Genomic DNA, 15,543 nt, shown 5'->3' with positions numbered 1-15,543 from the left:
CTCTTTCTAAATCCTAAACACCTGTCATTCCTATGGTTGCCAGCATTCTGCCGGTTAGTCCTTTTTCAAGGCGATACGAAAAATAATCGTTGTTGTTCAGAACCGTAGAACAGGCTGATATTTCAATATTTTCAGCATTCAGCCCGGCATGCAACAACTGATTTTTATTAGCGAGTTTCAGATCAATAAAGAACTTCCCTTTTTCTGCATCCCAGCGTTTGTATTCGGAATCAAAATTTATTGCAACCTCTTCCCCCACTTCAAATGAACATTCGTCAATGCATGTGCCCACGTAAGCCACAAAAGCCTTCGGATCAGACCCAAATTCTTTTTGCATTGTTTGTACTGTTTTTAACACAATATTCAGCATTGTTCCCTTCCATCCTGCATGAATTGCTGCAACCGCATGACTGACTGGGTCATAAATCAAAACGGGTGTACAATCTGCAATAGTAACGGCTAACTGTATATTAGGTTTATTGGTAATCAGGGCATCGTATCCTTCATATCTTCCCGGATTTTGGACATTCAGAATTTCAGAACTATGGACCTGATGAGATTTGGCAACCTGGGCTAACGGGATGTTTAAAGCAGAAAAGAATCTTAAATTATTTTCCTCTACATTTTCCGGCGCATCGTTTGTAGCTCCTCCCAGATTTAAAGACAAATAGGGATGCGTACTTACACCTCCATGTCTGGTACTTTCAGCAGCAACAAGGTACTTAAACTGACTAAATATTTTGGGACTTCTGAAAAGGGGCTGTTCAATCATGGAAGTTTGTTTTGCGTTCGGAGTACAGTTTTTTATTATTTCCAAAGTTACTATAAACTATGATTCCCGTATCGTTTGTATAGTTTTATTACAATTGCCTTACCTTTGCGGCTTGAAAATGAATTTTTATGATAAAAGTGAGTGTTTGTGTTGTTACTTATAACCACGAAAAATTTGTGAGCAAAATGCTGGATTCACTGCTTATGCAGCAAACCACATTCCCTTATGAGATCATTGTAGGTGACGACTGCTCGAAAGATAATACTGTCAGCATTCTTAAAGAATACCAAAAGCGCTTTCCTGACAAGATCAGGTTGTTACTGAATTCTAAAAACCTGGGGTTAAACGGCAAGTTCAATGCGCTTAATACTTTTGCCAATGCGAAGGGGGAATATATAGCTCAGTTTGATGGGGACGATTATCTGACTTCTCCTCACAAATTGCAGAAACAGGTTGAAATGCTGGATGCAAATCCTCATTATTCTGCCAGTTACCACAATGCGATGGCTATCTATGATGATAATTCAGCACCATCTCATTTGGTAAACGAACTTAAAAAACCGGAAATTACTGTTGATGATCTCATTGGTGAGGATGAACTGTGCTACATCGCTACGTCCAGCCTGATGTTTCGTCGTCAGGATTTTGCGGATAATCCTGATCCTGAGTGGACTAATCTGTCAACTAGCGGTGATATTCCACGTAACATAATGCTGGCAAGCCGGGGACCAATCGGTTACATTGATGAAGTAATGTCTGTTTACAGAAAAAACAGGGGAGGAGCCAGTTTTGCCGATAATCATTATAGTTCTGATTTCCTTTTTAATCGTATTCAGCTTTACTCCAATATTAATAAGGAGTTCAGTTATAAGTACGATTCCAGGATCAGGAAAAACATTGCAGTTTATTACCACAAGTTGTTATTTGCCAAACAATACAAGGATAAATACTGGCCAAAAATGAAATTTGCATTAAAATATTTGTCCTTGGCAGAGCCGCCTTCGGAAAAGAAGAAAGAGATCATCAGAGACTTTGTTGTACCGCCGTTTTTACTGAAAATTTATAGCTTTCTGGCTATTTCTATATTTCACCTGCGTTCGAAAGTAAAAGCTTAGTGATCTTCCAAATCAGATTATACAAAAAATGCCTCAACTTACTGAGGCATTTTTTATGTTTTCTAAAAATATTAAAACAACTTTTCCTGTGGTGGTTTCACACCTTTTAAACGTATGTACACGGTTGTTTGTCCGCGGTGGTGGGTTTGATGTTCAAATGCTTTTTCAAATGCAATTCCGGTTTTGGTCTCCATTCCGAATAACTTGATGTCTTTATTCATGTCCGCATCAGGAACATCTTTCAAGGAAGCAATAACGAAATCATAACTGTCCATAACTACTTTGGTAACCGCTGCTTTGGATTGGTCTGTCATTTTTTCTGCCTTTCCTTCAAATGGGCTCTTCTTTCCCGTTGCTGCCGCAGTAAAACCAAAATTAGCGTCTGCAATGTGATCCATTTGTTCGGCAAATGAACGCATTTCAGGAGTAGGCTTAAAACTGTAACCATCATCAGGCATTGCATCCAGATATTCCCTGGTATAAACTTTTGCTCTTTCCCAGTCTGCTACCTGTTTGTCATGAGCCGTTTGTGCAAACATTAATGTGGTTGTAAACAACATCATGCAGGTAAAAGTCAATTGTTTCATAGTTCTTATTAGTTTGGTGGTTAAACATTATTTTATCGGAAAGGTAGCAGGAAGTAATGTGATTACCAATATGGCCGGAATGAAATTAGTGAATGATATGTGTGCAATGAGTTACTTAAATTAAAATAAAACATTTTCTAAAAGTATTATCTGTCTCAGTAACAGAATATTTTCTTTACTTGTCTGATATAATAACGAATCAAACGCATTTATGGCTGAATCTTCTGAACAGCGCACTCAAAAATACCTTGACCTGGGCCATAGTGAAGCTGAAAATCATGCAAAAACACAGCTGGAACTTTACGAGAAACACGTTAAAAATACATCTGCTGTAACCAATGTTATTTCCAGTTTTTTTAAAACTAATCTGCTTGGTTTTGCGTGGCATTATTTAAAAAGCAGGTTTGGGCCAAGGCATGCATATCAGGCATATCCGAAAAATGATGACAGCGGAGTTTATACATTACAATCATCCATCCCATCCCGTGAGGAAATAAGTATTGCATTGCTTTCCGACTGGGCCAGTGATACGGCTGAGTCAGATTCAGTTGGTCATTTGGTAGCTCGTTATGCTCCCGACTACACGATACATATGGGTGATGTGTATTTTGTAGGCGCGCCTAAGGAAGTGGAGGACAACTTTACGGCTCCTCACGCGTCCTGGTATTATGGTGCTTCCGGCAGTCTGGCATTGTCGGGAAATCATGAAATGTATTCGAATGGAAATGCATTTTTTCAGCATCTGCTTCCTGCCATGTATGTACAGCAGGGAGAAGTGCGTAAAACCCAGCAGGCAGGATTTTTCTGTCTGGAAAATGAACACTGGCGGATTATTGGCATTGATACCGGCTACACATCAGTTGGTAGGCCATTTGTTGAAATTATTTCTCCGCCGGATTGTCATCTTAAAAAAGAGCAGATTAACTGGCTGCGTGACATTGTCCGGATTGGCAATCCAGAGGATAAAAGAGGAATTGTTATTTTAAGTCATCATCCTTATATCTCTGCATTTCGCGAGGAATACGAAAAACCTGGAAAACAAATCCAGGAATTACTCGGCGATTCTGAAAGAGAGATTATATGGTTTTGGGGCCATGACCACCGGCTGGTTGTTTACAACAAAGCTAAAAATGGCAAAGGGCCGATGGCTTACGGTCGCTGTCTTGGGCATGGGGGCTTGCCTGTGGAGATAAAAATGCCTGATGGCGAGGCAGATGAACAAAAAATATTGTTCTATGACCGCCGTGTCAGGAAAATTCTTAAAAGGCATCAGCTGGGATATAACGGCTTTGTAAAGCTTTGTATTAAAGGAGAAAATTTAACGGCAGAATACCGTGATCTGGAAGACACCTGCGTATTGGAAGAGCAATGGCTGGTAGATAAATCAAACGGTCATCTTGAATGGAGCATTAATAATATAATTCCCGAAATAAAAATGCCCCGCACAGATATGCCAGGCATTGAAAATTCTTCAGGAAAATAACAGATTCGGCGTTTTATCAATAACAGGTAACTTATTGACTGATACCGGTTATAACCAATTAATGGTGTGCTCCGTGATCTGCGCTATCTGTGTAAAATGCAGCAAAAGTAATTACAAGGCCTATTGTCCCAAGTACTAAAACGAAAAGATCTGCGAAAGCTACGAGTATCAGGAATAATATTATAAATGCTGCAACATACGTTCCTGCTGAAAGTCTTTTTGGTTCAGCGTGTGAGTGGTCAGGCGTGATATGGGTCAAATCGGACATGATTCAGTATAAGTTTTAATCGTAATGATGTTATGCTGCGAAAATAATAAATAGCTGCCAGTTTCTGTCATGAAAACTCATATTTTGTCAAATCATTATAAAAACAGTTATTGTACTATCAAAACAATCTTCATTATTGTAACAATAATTGTTGTACTATTTAAAGTTAACTATTTGTTTTCTGAACAACTTTTCTAAATGCATTCATTATGCATAGGTTTGTATTTCAATATGTTATAATTTCATATATCATAATTGTAGGATTTTGAACTGCATTTATTGAGTGAATTATTGGTTTTATATTGTAATTAAACCCCGATCTCCATGAAAAGTGTTTATACTTTATTTTTTCTATTAAGCATCTTTTTTAGTTTGTCCACTAAGAAGGCAAGTGCACAAGAGCAAATTATAACTGAAAAGCACGAATCTGCTTTTTATTCAGATTTTTACGTCATGGAGGTTAAACCAATGGAATTCAAAATAACGTATAACTTTCCTGTAAATGAGCGGGTCCGGGTACGTATTCTGGATGCGAACCGGAACATACTTTTCGGAGAAAATGCAATGGTTTACAAAAAATATCAGAAACATTTTGATCTGTCGGCATTTTTGGATGGACAGTACACGTTCGAGCTGGCAGATGGTATGAAAACTTTCACACATTCTATAAATGTCCTGACAAAAACTACACGGGTAGTGACTTCCCAAAATGACGAGATTACAGTGGTCACCGGTTTTTAAATCTGAATTTGTTGTTAAGTATAGTTTCTTGTATTGAATCCTTACATTTGTTTTAGTAAAAAGTGAAATATGCTGGCACTTCATAACAGCACAGTTCCAGACTAAAACAAATTAAAATGCCATATATAATCGGTTGTGACATTGGCACAACAAATGTAAAATCTGTTGCTTTTGATTCTGTTTCAGGACACATTCTTACTTCGCATAGTGAAGGCTATGAAATGAATCACCCAAAACCGGATTGGAGTGAACAAAATCCGGAAGAGATTTTTCAGGCTGCATGTAAAACCTTAAAGACTATAGCTAATTCCTGTAAAGAACATGGTGAATTACTGGGAATTAGTTTCAGTGCGGCCATGCATGGCGTTTTGTCCATCGATTCTACTGGCAAAAAACTTACTAACCTGATTATTTGGGCGGATAACCGAAGTTCTGAAATCGCCGTTAAGCTTCGTTCATCTTCTGTTGGTAAGAAAATGTACCAGCACAACGGAACGCCCATTCACGCGATGACGCCGGTGTGTAAATTGCTTTGGATCAAAAAAATGAACCTGAAATTTTCCGCAACACGAGCAAATTCATTGGCATAAAAGAATATATCGTCTACCGGCTCACCGGAAAATTTGTAGTCGATTATTCCATAGCATCTGCAACAGGCATGTTTAATATCAGGCAGTTGAAATGGGATGAATACACCCTTAAAAAAATAGGGTTAAGATCCTCCAAACTTTCGGAAGCCGTTTCTCCCTATCACATCGAGAAACTTCCGGTTAATAATCCTGCTGAACTACCCGCCGGAACGCCGCTAATTATGGCAGCCAGTGATGGCTGTCTGGCAAATCTGGGAAGTGGTGCAATTCGTACCGGTTCGATGGCGGTAACAATCGGGACGAGTGCGGCGGTAAGAATATGTTCGGACAAAGCCTATACCGATCCGTTGATGCAAACTTTTTGCTATATTCTTGATGAAAAAACATATATCGTTGGCGGCCCTTCTAATAACGGTGCCGTTATTTTTGAATGGCTGATGAATACCTTTTTTGCCAATGAAGAATACGATGTGGTTTTTAAGGAAGCATCGACAATTAAACCGGGCTCTGACGGACTGCTGTTTTACCCATATCTTTTAGGAGAACGTGCTCCATTGTGGAGTTCGGAAGTTCGCGGTGGTTTTTCAGGCTTGGATATTCAGCATACACGTCCGCATTTTGCAAGAGCCGTGATGGAAGGAATTCTCCTTAACCTTAGCAGCATAGCGAAGGCAATGCTTGAAATGCACAATATTGACACCATTTTTGCCAACGGAGGTTTCGCAAAAAGTCCGATCTGGGTACAAATGCTGGCTGATATTTTTGGTAAAAAGGTGGTTTTGAACGAAACGGTTGAAACCGGCGCTGCTGGTGCTGCCATGATGGCATTAAAGGCACTGGGTGTTTATAAAAACTATTCAGAAATGAGTGCGTTTACGCTGGTAGGGCAAGAGTTCGACGCAGATCCGGCTGTGCATAAGCAGTATAAGGCGTTGTGCGACAGGTTCATAAAAGGTTCGAAGCTGATGCTGGCTCACGCGGTTTAAGAAAAAAAGGTTTCACGCAAAGGAAAAGCACTCTAAGTTTTCCGCGCGGCATCCACTTACCTCACTTTGAGTGAATTTTTTTATTTTGCCACTTTTAGCTTCTATCCTTCCATTGCTTTTCAATTTCAATTTTTACTTTTTCTATTTTAAACATTAAATGAAATACACCTTAGTAAATAAAAGCTTCTGGTCAAAAACAAGCCGTGACTCAATAAAGTATTTAGTTGTGATAGCTTTTCTGGCCTTGATTATTTCCTGTAAGAATAAGGATAATTCTGTTGTAACACCAGAGTTGACATATGCCGCGGACTCCTTGATAAAGGTGGTCATTCCGGACTTCGAATCCATTGTCAACAAATCGGTAACACCTTTTGGAAAACTGGATCAGTTTACACGTGATGTTACCCAGCGGTATACCCCCGATAGTGAGCTGTTTAAGAATTCATCTACAATCCGTTTCCTGTATGATAGTGAGGCCCGAATAATTGGATTCATTGGATCAAATGCACCTTCCTCTAACGCATGGGTTTACGAATATAAAAATAACCTGCCTTACAGAATATTTAGGGCAACGGGAGAGTATGGAACTCCGGGCATCAAAGGATACATGATGAATGAATTTGTTTATAAATCATCGAAAACACCCGATTTCATACTTGAGTATTACGTTAAGTTATCTGGAGATGCCTGGCTGTCTTCCAGGATTCAAATGTTCCATGATAAGGAAGGGCGGCTGATTGAAACCAGAGATGTCAATAAATTTGCTGTACGTGAGCGTTACACCTACACAGACGGTAATGTTACCATGATGGAAGCTGTTGATCCGAAAACAAATCAGGTTTCATTGTTGGGTTCTTATAAATACGACAATAAACAAAATCCTATAAAAGGTATGTTTTGGTACTCATCATCAAATCTGGATCTCAGTGCAAATAATATAATTGAAATAATGGAGAATCCTCATTATTTATCTCCGAGGCAACAATTTGAAAATAGTTACGATGATCAGGGACGACTAATTTTGCAAAGCAGGGTTCAAACTGATGGTTGGGATTTAGGTAAATTTAAATATAAAAACTGATGCTTTAATACAGTGATCTGGAGCTTTTCCAACCAAAAAACAAAGCCAAAATTCCCGTAATCAACCAAAACAAATCAGTCCCAACCACGAAGTAATTCCCTTTTTCCAAAGTCCCCCAAATCCAGTCACCCGTTACAATCCCATTTACCAAAGGAACAGCAAGTGAAAACAAACCTCCCAAAAAGAGGTAAAGTTTCGTTGCATTCGTTTCCGTTTTAACAAACAAACCAGCAATCGTAAGCAGCAGCCAGGATACGAAGAATATTGCACGAACATTAAATACATGGTCAGCTGTATTCGGTACCAGGAGTTCAGCACTAAAAAGAATTGCAATGGCGGGAAATAAACCAAAGCAAATAGCCAGATAGGACATGGTAACGCTGTGATGAAAGCGTTTTTGCTTGTCTGTATAATTCTTTTTGTTTCTTGCTTCTTTCCATAAAAGCACGCCGCTTATGATGACAAAACACGTTAAAAGCGCCATAAGAAAGTAAACAATTTTAAGTGCCAAACCTCCAAAAGTTGCGAAATGAAGTCGGGCAATCCCAGGCAAAATAGACTGAGCATACCCTTTGTTACCGGGTAAACGATCCAGCAAAATTTTACCGTCGCGGAGACTAATGGCGACAGAACCTTCTCCGGTGAAAACTTTCTTATTATCAACGGATGCCGAGAGAACTCCGTCTTCGCGGTCGTAGTGTTTTACTTGTAAATATTTTAATTCAAGTACATTATGCTCTTTTTTGAGGCTATCCAGAATACTGGTTATTTTTAGATTTCTTGTTGTTAAAGGGGATTTTTCGCTTACTTCCATCATTCTTTCAGGAATAATTACTTTAAAAGCTTTTTCCTGGTCTCCATCAAAAAAAACAACGACAACCGGTAGTAAAACCAAAAAGGATAACATGTAATAAGCTCCGGTTATGGCATACATAAATTGGAAAGGCATACCAAGTAAACCAAAGACAGTATGTGCGTTGGTCCAAAGATTTTTTAATGAGCCTTTTAAGGAAAAACCATGAAACTTTGTGAAGATATTTTGCCAGTGGATCATCACACCTGTTGCTACCGCAAATGCAAAAAATAACGCCACAAAACCAGAAATGTACCTTCCAACAATAGGGATTTGATCGAAAAAATGCAGGCGGTATAACGTCTCACCAATTGTGGTTTTCTCGTCTTTGGAAAATTCTTCCGTTGCCGGTAAATAACTGGTATAATAATGTTCTTCAGGCTGTCCCTTTTTTACAAGCAGATGTCCATAAATATACACCAACGGCCTGCCTTGTGTTTCAGCCGTAATCGTGATATCTTCGGAAAGGTCGAACAAGGGTGTTTGTTTCTTTAATTTTTTCAAAACCTCATCATAATCAACTGGCGTTGTGATGGTTTTTCTTGCCGTTGGATTTTCCCACTGATAAAATTCTTCCTTAAAAAGTGTAAAAGCTCCTGCGAAGAAAATGACATACAACGCAAAACTAATCACGATACCAGAGACAGTGTGCGTATGAAAAGTAATGTTGTAAAGTCTGTTAGATAAACCTTTTAGTTTCATAACTATTTGATAAAGTAGACGAAGAGTCCGCAGAAAGCTGTACTGAAAAAATAGATACCCCATATTTTCCAGCCATTACGGGCGAAAAAAGCGAGGATCATGAAGCCAACCCAAAGTATAAATACAGAAAACGCTCCGGTCAATATTACGGCCGTACGATCAGGCAATAAAACGCCCAACATCATATGGAAAGCGACAGACAGGAAATAGCCACCGATAATTCCTGCCGTGATTTTCAGGGCGCGTTGTCCTTTTGTCGATAAATATTCTTTTTTAGCTGGCATAAGACAGGAGTTCAATAAATAGTAAGCCGTGAATAATAGCGGTGAATCCATAAAAATAAATTCGTCCCACAACAGCAAATAGCTGGACTAATGTCATTGCCAGTGAACATGCAGCCAAAGCAATAATAAGCCCTCCGGCCCAGTCGTCGGACCTGACAAATAAGGCAGTTCCGGTGACCAGTAAAACGGTCGCTATCCAGGTAGCCACCGTTTCCGAAGTTTTAGGGAGATTTTGCGGGAAATATTTGGATCTGGAATAGAACAAATATGCCGAGATCAGAATGAGATAGAAGGCAATCATAAAGACTGAGCGATTTGAAATGGTATCAGGAGTACGAGGGTATAAAGTAGTTTCATATCCGTCAGGTTTATAATAGTGAATTAAAAAAATAGTGACCGACAGGAACTGCCGGTCACTTTAATGTTAAAACTTGAATGAAAGCGATGACGCCACATTACGCGGATTGAGTGGATTGTTATTCAATCCCCACATTTTATCGTTTGCAAGATTATTTACTTTCAACGCCAGACGCCATTTTGGTTTGTCATAAAACACCGTTGCGTCCAGAAGGGTATACGATGGAATGGTTAATGCGCCATACTGATTATCGGAATTAGCCTCACTCACATAATTGCCGCCAAAGCCTGCACCAAATCCTCTCAATACACCAGCAGATGCTTTATAACTGATCCAGAAATTAACGAAATCTTTTGGCAAGCCGGTTGTGGTTCCTTCCTGGCCTTCATTTGCCCTGAGATATTGATAGTCGTTGGTACCGAAACCGGCAATAATGGACAAACCTGGAAATGGATTGGCGATAATATCAGCTTCAAAACCTTTACTACGCTGCTTGCCGTCCTGTATCGAAAAACCCTGGGCGTCCTGACGGATCGCATTGGTAAGATCAATATTGTAATAACTTAAAGTAGCACTCAGTTTGTGATTAAATGCATCCAGTTTTACCCCCGTTTCCCATTGATATCCGTTCGCTGGTTTCATTACTTTAATTGTACCATCAGGTTGTTTGGTCGATCCGTTGTTCTGGAAGCCATTCATGTAGTTGGCAAAAACACTTACCTGATCTTTTACGGGCTGGTAAACGAGTCCCAGTTTCGGAGACAAAGCCGTTTGTCCATAGCCATCGGTATAGTCCGAAAACATGGTTGCGGCTCCTTTATAATCGTAACGATCAACACGAAGGCTCAGCATGGCCAGTAATTTGTCGGTAATATTGATCACATCCGATGCATAAGCACTATATGTATAAGTTTTGGAAGACTGCCTTGCGTGGATCAGGCTGGAACGCAAAAACTTTACGCGATCCAATGATACGGGGCTATACAGTTTATTGACATTAATCACGTCATAGGGCGTCACCGAAGCAAAAGAATTGTTCACATAGCCAGTCGAAACACCTTTGGAATAATACATATCCACACCTGCTACAAGCCTGTTCCGGAATGGGCCGATCTTGAAATCACCGTTAAAATTTTGCTGGAATTGAATGTCCGTAGTTCCTCCTGCGGATGTTTCCACATTTCTGGTTACGGTGGAGTCGTTTTGCCAACCAGCCCAAACTGCCACGAATTCATCATCATGACCGGCGGCATAGGAGAACAGCGTATTTGAAGTCCAGTTTCCGGGTAGTTTATACGTGGCACGTGCATAAAACAGATCACTTCCGCCAGCATTCACCGGATCATCGGAATTTAACGACTGGTTGAAACGGATCGGTACTTTTGAAATGTTTTTTACCGAAACACCAGAAAAGTTCTGAAGAGGCAGCAGTGTCATTTTTGAGCGAAGAATTTCGGCTTCAAAATTCAATGTCAGTCTTTCATCCACCTTATAGGTTAGGGAAGGAGCAAGAACAAAACGTTTCTGAAAACCCCAGTCCATGAAACTACCTTCCGTATGCATGGCAGTATTTAGCCTGAACAACAGCGTTTTATTGACATTAAGAGGCGTGTTGATATCTGCCGAAAGCCGCGCCATGTTCCAGCTGCCCGTTGTGAAAGTAACGTTGCCCTGAAAGGTTTCCATTGGTTTTTTCGTCACCAGATTCGTAAGTCCGCCAAACGAAATCAGGCTGGAACCAAACAACGTACCCGATGGGCCTTTGATCGCCTCCGTTCTTTCAACCGTTACGGGATCAATGCCGTTAAACTGCTGGGAAGCAAGCCCATTACGCATGCGTGCGCCTGTCCAGAACCCACGGATAATGGTGTAGGTAAATCCATTGCTGTAATTTCCAAACGCGATGGCCGCACCAGGCACATTGCGAAGCGATTGTTTGTAATCCGTAACAACCTGTTCTTCCATCAGTTCCTTGGAAATCACGCTGTAAACTTGCGGATTTTCAAGATTTTTGATAGGTAATCTTGAAACATACTGGCTTTCTTTTTGTGCAAATTTGTTGACGTTTCCTTTCACAGTTACCTCGTTAAGCGTCTTTGCATCTTCTTTCAGACTGATAGTTCCGGCAGTAAGTGTAGCGTCCAAAGTTGTTTCCAGTGCATATTCGGTCGACTCAAATCCAACGATGCGGATCACCAGCGTGTGTTTTCCGACGGGCACATTACGAAGTTGGTAATGGCCATTTTCATCGGTTACTGTTCCCGATTTGGAATCTTTTATCTGTACTGTGACAAATGAACCAGGCTTTCCGTCACTGGTCAGGATCTGGCCTTTGATATTTGATTTTCCCGCCTGCTGAGCAAAGGAGCCGGCTATGACAGACATAATCAGGAGCAATGTAAAAAAGTATTTCATACGTTGGGGTGGGGGGAATTATGATAATAAAAGGGTTAAATGTTTGACGGTTAAGGTATTGACAAAACCGTCAAACATTCAGATAAAAGAAGAAAGCCTATTTTGCTACATCAACAAGCAACGTAGCGCATCTCCATATAGAATCATAAGGCTTTCCAAAATGATCGCCTTTTACGTCCTCACTTGTTGAGGCTTCGATTTTATAAGTTCCGGGCCAGATAGGAGTAAACTCTGCTACACCAGTTGCATTTGAGCTGATATTTTTATTCCAGCCACTCGGAGACGAAACGCCAACATGCAGTTTCTCAGTTGGTTTGCCTTTCAGGATCGTAGTAAGGTTCAATGGTTGATTGGCTTTGTAGTTTTTGGAAGCATCTGCAAAAACATTGATAATATTGCCATTGAAAGCAGCGTCGTTTCCCGCCAAAGATTTCCCGACTTTTACAATAGCGCTAGCATTGAATTCGTAAATCGTAGATCCACCCAATTCCCTGGCAGCCTTGCTGATCGATAAGGTATATACGCCGTCTTTTTCAGGTGTAAATTCAGAGGTAAAATGATCTTCGCCTGCAACAGTCACCAATTTTACTTTTTGCTTATCAGGCGTTGTAAGCCAAAGTTCAAATTCCTTCACATCAGAAAACCAGTCAGCCAGTTTTTCCGGCTTATCGTCCGGTTCTGAATAAACGATTTTAACAGATTGTTTTTGTCCGGCTTTTCCAACTGTGCTGGTTTCAATCCAAAGGGCGTGGGCGAATAGGTTGCTGATAGCTGATAATGAAATCATTACAGCAATAGCCAGAGATTTTTTCGTGATTTTCATAATTTGTGGGGTTGTTTGTAAAAGATTTTTGTCAGGTGATTACCTGCTTTCGAACCAGCCTGACAGACGGTTTAAAATTAAAATTTGTAAGAAATGCTTAACCGTGAATTTCTCGGAAGCTCTGTTTGCCAGGAATATATATTACCCATCCATCCGTAAAATGCACCGCTGTACAGGTATTTATCCAGGACGTTAAAGACATTGAAAGTGAGTTTGATATTTTCTTTTTCGTAGAAAAGTCCACCATCCAGTTTGAAGTAGTTAGGCAGGTTTTCTTTGGCATTGCTGTTGCTCCAGTTTTGGGTTGCCCTGTCTGCCAGATACGTGAAACCGGCCGAAATTCCAGTACCTTTTAATGCTCCGCTTTGTAGTTTATAGCTTAACCAGGCATTCATGGTATGTTTTGCAAAACCGGGAACGACGTCATTTACTTTAATATCAGTTACGCCTTCTGCTACTTTTGTAACTTTGGAATCCGTATAGGCATAATTTGCAATCAGGTTAAGGCCATTTATTATGCTGCCGCGTAAGTCAAATTCAACACCTTGTGCCCTTTTTTCTCCCAAAACAATACTTAAACCGGAATTTGGCGGACTGTTCGGATCAGAGATTAATTCGTTTCTTTTTGTGATATTGTACACAGAAATAGTCGTGTTCCATCTGCCATCTGCCCAATCTCTTTTGATACCCAACTCTTTGTTATTACCTGTTAAGGGCTTAACACCTCCTCCATTGGCCAGTTTTCCGGCTTGTGGTAAAAAAGCCTGGTCATACAATGCATAAAATGAAGTTTGCTTATCAACTGATATACTTAATCCGATACGTGGCGTAAAATGTTTGGCTGATATGGCAGGATCTCCCCATGATGATTGGCTCACATAGGTGTATCTGCCAGCCAAGGTAAGCCTGATCCTGTTATTCAGAAATCCAAGTTCGTCCTGCAAATACAGTCCTGTATATTTTTGATTGATCAATCCACCGCCATTTACCGCCCTGGCTTCCAGATTCAGAGTTCTGTCCCAAACCGGATATCCGTTTAACGGCGATCCGTAAGAAGGTGCATGAATATTAAATTCAGCTCCCAGAGTATCCAGATCATGATACTGGCTCCAATCCGCATAATAATCCTTTGAACCTACATCCACTCCACCTAAAATCCGGTGTGTAACGCCGCCGGTTGAGACATTACCATTCAGGAAAACCTGTGCCAAAGTCATTTCACTTTTGGCATCCCAAAGGCCGACATTTCGGATCATCGTTCCATCGGCATTAACTATGCTGGGCCAAAGGCTCGTTCCTTTTTGCTGATAATTGAAATAAGCTGCCTGTGCTGTTAATTTCCAATCACTGTTGAACTCGTGCTGAAGGTTCAGGAATAAGCTGTGATCTTTAATTTTGGTAGGTTCTAATCCGGCAGGCAATGTTGTGAAATCGCGTGGCAAAGAACCATAACCATCAGGTGAAAACACATAATAGGAACCTACATCAGACATTTTTGCGTATTGCAAAGTGTATTCTGCTGTTAATTTCGTCTTTTCATCTACCTGATAAGAAATGACAGGAGCAATGCTGTAACGGTTATTAAACTCATTGGCACGGTGCGATTTTTTATTTTGGCCTGCTACGTTCAGCCGGTAAAGAAATTTTCCGTCTTTGCTCAATTTTCCGTCCAGATCCAGTGCTGTGCGATATAAACCATAATTTCCTATCGTCATGGTTGCTTCACCTTTGTTTTGTCCGGTTGGTTTTTTGGTTACCACATTGTAAAGCCCGCTCGGATCGCCATTGGCAAGCATAAAACCTGCCGGCCCTTTTACAAACTCAACGTGATCAACGAAACTCATATCTTCCGTCAATGGCCCCCAAAAAGAACTGACTACATTAAAACCGTTTCTAAATGCTTGGATCTGAGACCCACGCATGGTAATGTTGGCATACAGATCACCCCAATGTTCTACCCGCGCGGCACCGCTCACATTCCGGATCAGACCATCACTCATACTGATGACCTGCTGGTCGGCCAGGACTTTGGAAGTAACAATCTGAATGTTTTGTGGTGTTTCCAGAATAGGAGTGGCGAGGCGTAGACTGGAAGAAACTTCATTGTTTTTGTAACGGTTACCATCCAAAACAACTACTTCCTGCAACTGATTGGCATTTTCGATAAGGCTGAATGTAATCTTAGCTGTTTGCCCGTCCAATACTTCAATTTCCTTTTCCTGTGTAGTAAGGCCAACGAAACTGGCCATAATCGTGTAGACTCCGGGTTTCACTCTGTTCAGGCGAAAGTTTCCGTCGTCATCTGAGGAAGTACCGATTTTCAGCCCTTTCAGTCCAACAGATACATATTCAGCGGGTTTGCCATCAGAAGTGAGTATTTGCCCTTCTATTTTACCGGTTTGGGCAAATGATGGCAAAGACAACGAACAGATAACGATGAGTAAATAAATTCTATTCATACTATTTAAAATTGGTCTAATTACTA

Annotated in this window: 14 protein-coding genes and 1 pseudogene; 6 read left to right on the top strand and 9 right to left on the bottom strand. The window is 40.5% G+C overall.

Annotated features, from left to right (window positions below; translation table 11 throughout):
• Positions 1 to 13 precede the first annotated feature (13 nt).
• Positions 14 to 772 carry a peptidoglycan editing factor PgeF gene (gene pgeF / locus KZC02_RS10665; protein ID WP_221394095.1) on the bottom strand — a complete coding sequence of 253 codons (759 nt, stop codon included), beginning with the start codon at positions 770 to 772 and terminating at the stop codon, positions 14 to 16.
• A 128-nt stretch (positions 773 to 900) separates the two neighbouring features.
• Here pgeF and KZC02_RS10660 point away from each other — a divergent pair, with 128 nt between their 5' ends.
• Positions 901 to 1,887: a glycosyltransferase family 2 protein gene (locus KZC02_RS10660; protein ID WP_221394094.1), complete on the top strand. Its 987-nt coding sequence runs from the start codon at positions 901 to 903 to the stop codon at positions 1,885 to 1,887.
• Positions 1,888 to 1,958: 71 nt separating this feature from the next.
• Here KZC02_RS10660 and KZC02_RS10655 read toward each other — a convergent pair whose 3' ends face one another.
• Positions 1,959 to 2,474 carry a DinB family protein gene (locus tag KZC02_RS10655; protein WP_221394093.1) on the bottom strand — a complete coding sequence of 172 codons (516 nt, stop codon included), beginning with the start codon at positions 2,472 to 2,474 and terminating at the stop codon, positions 1,959 to 1,961.
• A gap of 211 nt (positions 2,475 to 2,685) precedes the next feature.
• On the opposite strand from KZC02_RS10655, the gene KZC02_RS10650 reads away from it, so the two are divergent.
• A complete protein-coding gene (locus KZC02_RS10650; RefSeq protein WP_221394092.1) occupies positions 2,686 to 3,957 on the top strand; it encodes a metallophosphoesterase in 1,272 nt (423 codons plus the stop codon).
• Between the two features lie 58 nt (positions 3,958 to 4,015).
• Here KZC02_RS10650 and KZC02_RS10645 read toward each other — a convergent pair whose 3' ends face one another.
• A complete protein-coding gene (locus KZC02_RS10645; protein ID WP_229254149.1) occupies positions 4,016 to 4,225 on the bottom strand; it encodes a hypothetical protein in 210 nt (69 codons plus the stop codon).
• Positions 4,226 to 4,549: 324 nt separating this feature from the next.
• On the opposite strand from KZC02_RS10645, the gene KZC02_RS10640 reads away from it, so the two are divergent.
• The 4 genes and pseudogenes from KZC02_RS10640 to KZC02_RS10630 all read left to right on the top strand — a co-directional run bounded on the left by KZC02_RS10640 (position 4,550) and on the right by KZC02_RS10630 (position 7,623).
• A complete protein-coding gene (locus KZC02_RS10640) occupies positions 4,550 to 4,966 on the top strand; it encodes a hypothetical protein (RefSeq protein ID WP_221394091.1) in 417 nt (138 codons plus the stop codon).
• 116 nt (positions 4,967 to 5,082) lie between these two features.
• Positions 5,083 to 5,753: pseudogene (locus tag KZC02_RS31695) on the top strand (FGGY family carbohydrate kinase); the annotation flags it as partial.
• Positions 5,754 to 5,777: 24 nt separating this feature from the next.
• Positions 5,778 to 6,542: an FGGY-family carbohydrate kinase gene (locus KZC02_RS10635; protein ID WP_409014263.1), complete on the top strand. Its 765-nt coding sequence runs from the start codon at positions 5,778 to 5,780 to the stop codon at positions 6,540 to 6,542.
• Positions 6,543 to 6,699: 157 nt separating this feature from the next.
• Positions 6,700 to 7,623 (top strand): hypothetical protein, encoded by a 924-nt coding sequence (locus tag KZC02_RS10630; protein ID WP_221394090.1) that lies wholly within the window; start codon positions 6,700 to 6,702, stop codon positions 7,621 to 7,623.
• Between the two features lie 4 nt (positions 7,624 to 7,627).
• Here KZC02_RS10630 and KZC02_RS10625 read toward each other — a convergent pair whose 3' ends face one another.
• The 6 genes from KZC02_RS10625 to KZC02_RS10600 all read right to left on the bottom strand — a co-directional run bounded on the left by KZC02_RS10625 (position 7,628) and on the right by KZC02_RS10600 (position 15,517).
• Positions 7,628 to 9,178: a PepSY domain-containing protein gene (locus tag KZC02_RS10625; RefSeq protein ID WP_221394089.1), complete on the bottom strand. Its 1,551-nt coding sequence runs from the start codon at positions 9,176 to 9,178 to the stop codon at positions 7,628 to 7,630.
• A gap of 2 nt (positions 9,179 to 9,180) precedes the next feature.
• A complete protein-coding gene (locus tag KZC02_RS10620) occupies positions 9,181 to 9,462 on the bottom strand; it encodes a hypothetical protein (protein WP_221394088.1) in 282 nt (93 codons plus the stop codon).
• The gene (locus tag KZC02_RS10615; RefSeq protein ID WP_221394087.1) at positions 9,452 to 9,763 is read right to left on the bottom strand and encodes a hypothetical protein; all 312 of its coding nucleotides are present in this window, start codon (positions 9,761 to 9,763) and stop codon (positions 9,452 to 9,454) included. Before KZC02_RS10615 ends, KZC02_RS10620 begins: the two co-directional genes overlap by 11 nt.
• Before the next feature lie 123 nt (positions 9,764 to 9,886).
• Positions 9,887 to 12,235 carry a TonB-dependent receptor gene (locus KZC02_RS10610; RefSeq protein ID WP_221394086.1) on the bottom strand — a complete coding sequence of 783 codons (2,349 nt, stop codon included), beginning with the start codon at positions 12,233 to 12,235 and terminating at the stop codon, positions 9,887 to 9,889.
• A gap of 97 nt (positions 12,236 to 12,332) precedes the next feature.
• Positions 12,333 to 13,058, bottom strand: a complete 726-nt coding sequence (locus KZC02_RS10605; RefSeq protein WP_221394085.1) for a DUF4198 domain-containing protein — start codon at positions 13,056 to 13,058, stop codon at positions 12,333 to 12,335.
• 77 nt (positions 13,059 to 13,135) lie between these two features.
• On the bottom strand, positions 13,136 to 15,517 hold the full coding sequence (locus tag KZC02_RS10600; RefSeq protein WP_221394084.1) for a TonB-dependent receptor: 2,382 nt from the start codon (positions 15,515 to 15,517) through the stop codon (positions 13,136 to 13,138).
• Positions 15,518 to 15,543: the final 26 nt, after the last annotated feature.

The organism is Dyadobacter sp. NIV53 (assembly GCF_019711195.1).
Classification (GTDB): Bacteria; Bacteroidota; Bacteroidia; order Cytophagales; family Spirosomataceae; genus Dyadobacter.
The sequence above is the reverse complement of the archived record's forward strand: the minus strand, read 5'-3'. Positions and strand labels throughout refer to the sequence as shown.

Bases quoted from the DNA above. Each gene is read 5' to 3' on its own strand.
- pgeF (WP_221394095.1), bottom strand. From the start codon at position 772: ATGATTGAACAGCCCCTTTTCAGAAGTCCCAAAATATTTAGTCAGTTT.
- KZC02_RS10635 (WP_409014263.1), top strand. From the start codon at position 5,778: ATGGCAGCCAGTGATGGCTGTCTGGCAAATCTGGGAAGTGGTGCAATT.
- KZC02_RS10605 (WP_221394085.1), bottom strand. From the start codon at position 13,058: ATGAAAATCACGAAAAAATCTCTGGCTATTGCTGTAATGATTTCATTA.
- KZC02_RS10620 (WP_221394088.1), bottom strand. From the start codon at position 9,462: ATGCCAGCTAAAAAAGAATATTTATCGACAAAAGGACAACGCGCCCTG.
- KZC02_RS10640 (WP_221394091.1), top strand. From the start codon at position 4,550: ATGAAAAGTGTTTATACTTTATTTTTTCTATTAAGCATCTTTTTTAGT.
- KZC02_RS10645 (WP_229254149.1), bottom strand. From the start codon at position 4,225: ATGTCCGATTTGACCCATATCACGCCTGACCACTCACACGCTGAACCA.
- KZC02_RS10630 (WP_221394090.1), top strand. From the start codon at position 6,700: ATGAAATACACCTTAGTAAATAAAAGCTTCTGGTCAAAAACAAGCCGT.
- KZC02_RS10625 (WP_221394089.1), bottom strand. From the start codon at position 9,178: ATGAAACTAAAAGGTTTATCTAACAGACTTTACAACATTACTTTTCAT.
- KZC02_RS10655 (WP_221394093.1), bottom strand. From the start codon at position 2,474: ATGAAACAATTGACTTTTACCTGCATGATGTTGTTTACAACCACATTA.
- KZC02_RS10660 (WP_221394094.1), top strand. From the start codon at position 901: ATGATAAAAGTGAGTGTTTGTGTTGTTACTTATAACCACGAAAAATTT.
- KZC02_RS10600 (WP_221394084.1), bottom strand. From the start codon at position 15,517: ATGAATAGAATTTATTTACTCATCGTTATCTGTTCGTTGTCTTTGCCA.
- KZC02_RS10615 (WP_221394087.1), bottom strand. From the start codon at position 9,763: ATGATTGCCTTCTATCTCATTCTGATCTCGGCATATTTGTTCTATTCC.
- KZC02_RS10650 (WP_221394092.1), top strand. From the start codon at position 2,686: ATGGCTGAATCTTCTGAACAGCGCACTCAAAAATACCTTGACCTGGGC.
- KZC02_RS10610 (WP_221394086.1), bottom strand. From the start codon at position 12,235: ATGAAATACTTTTTTACATTGCTCCTGATTATGTCTGTCATAGCCGGC.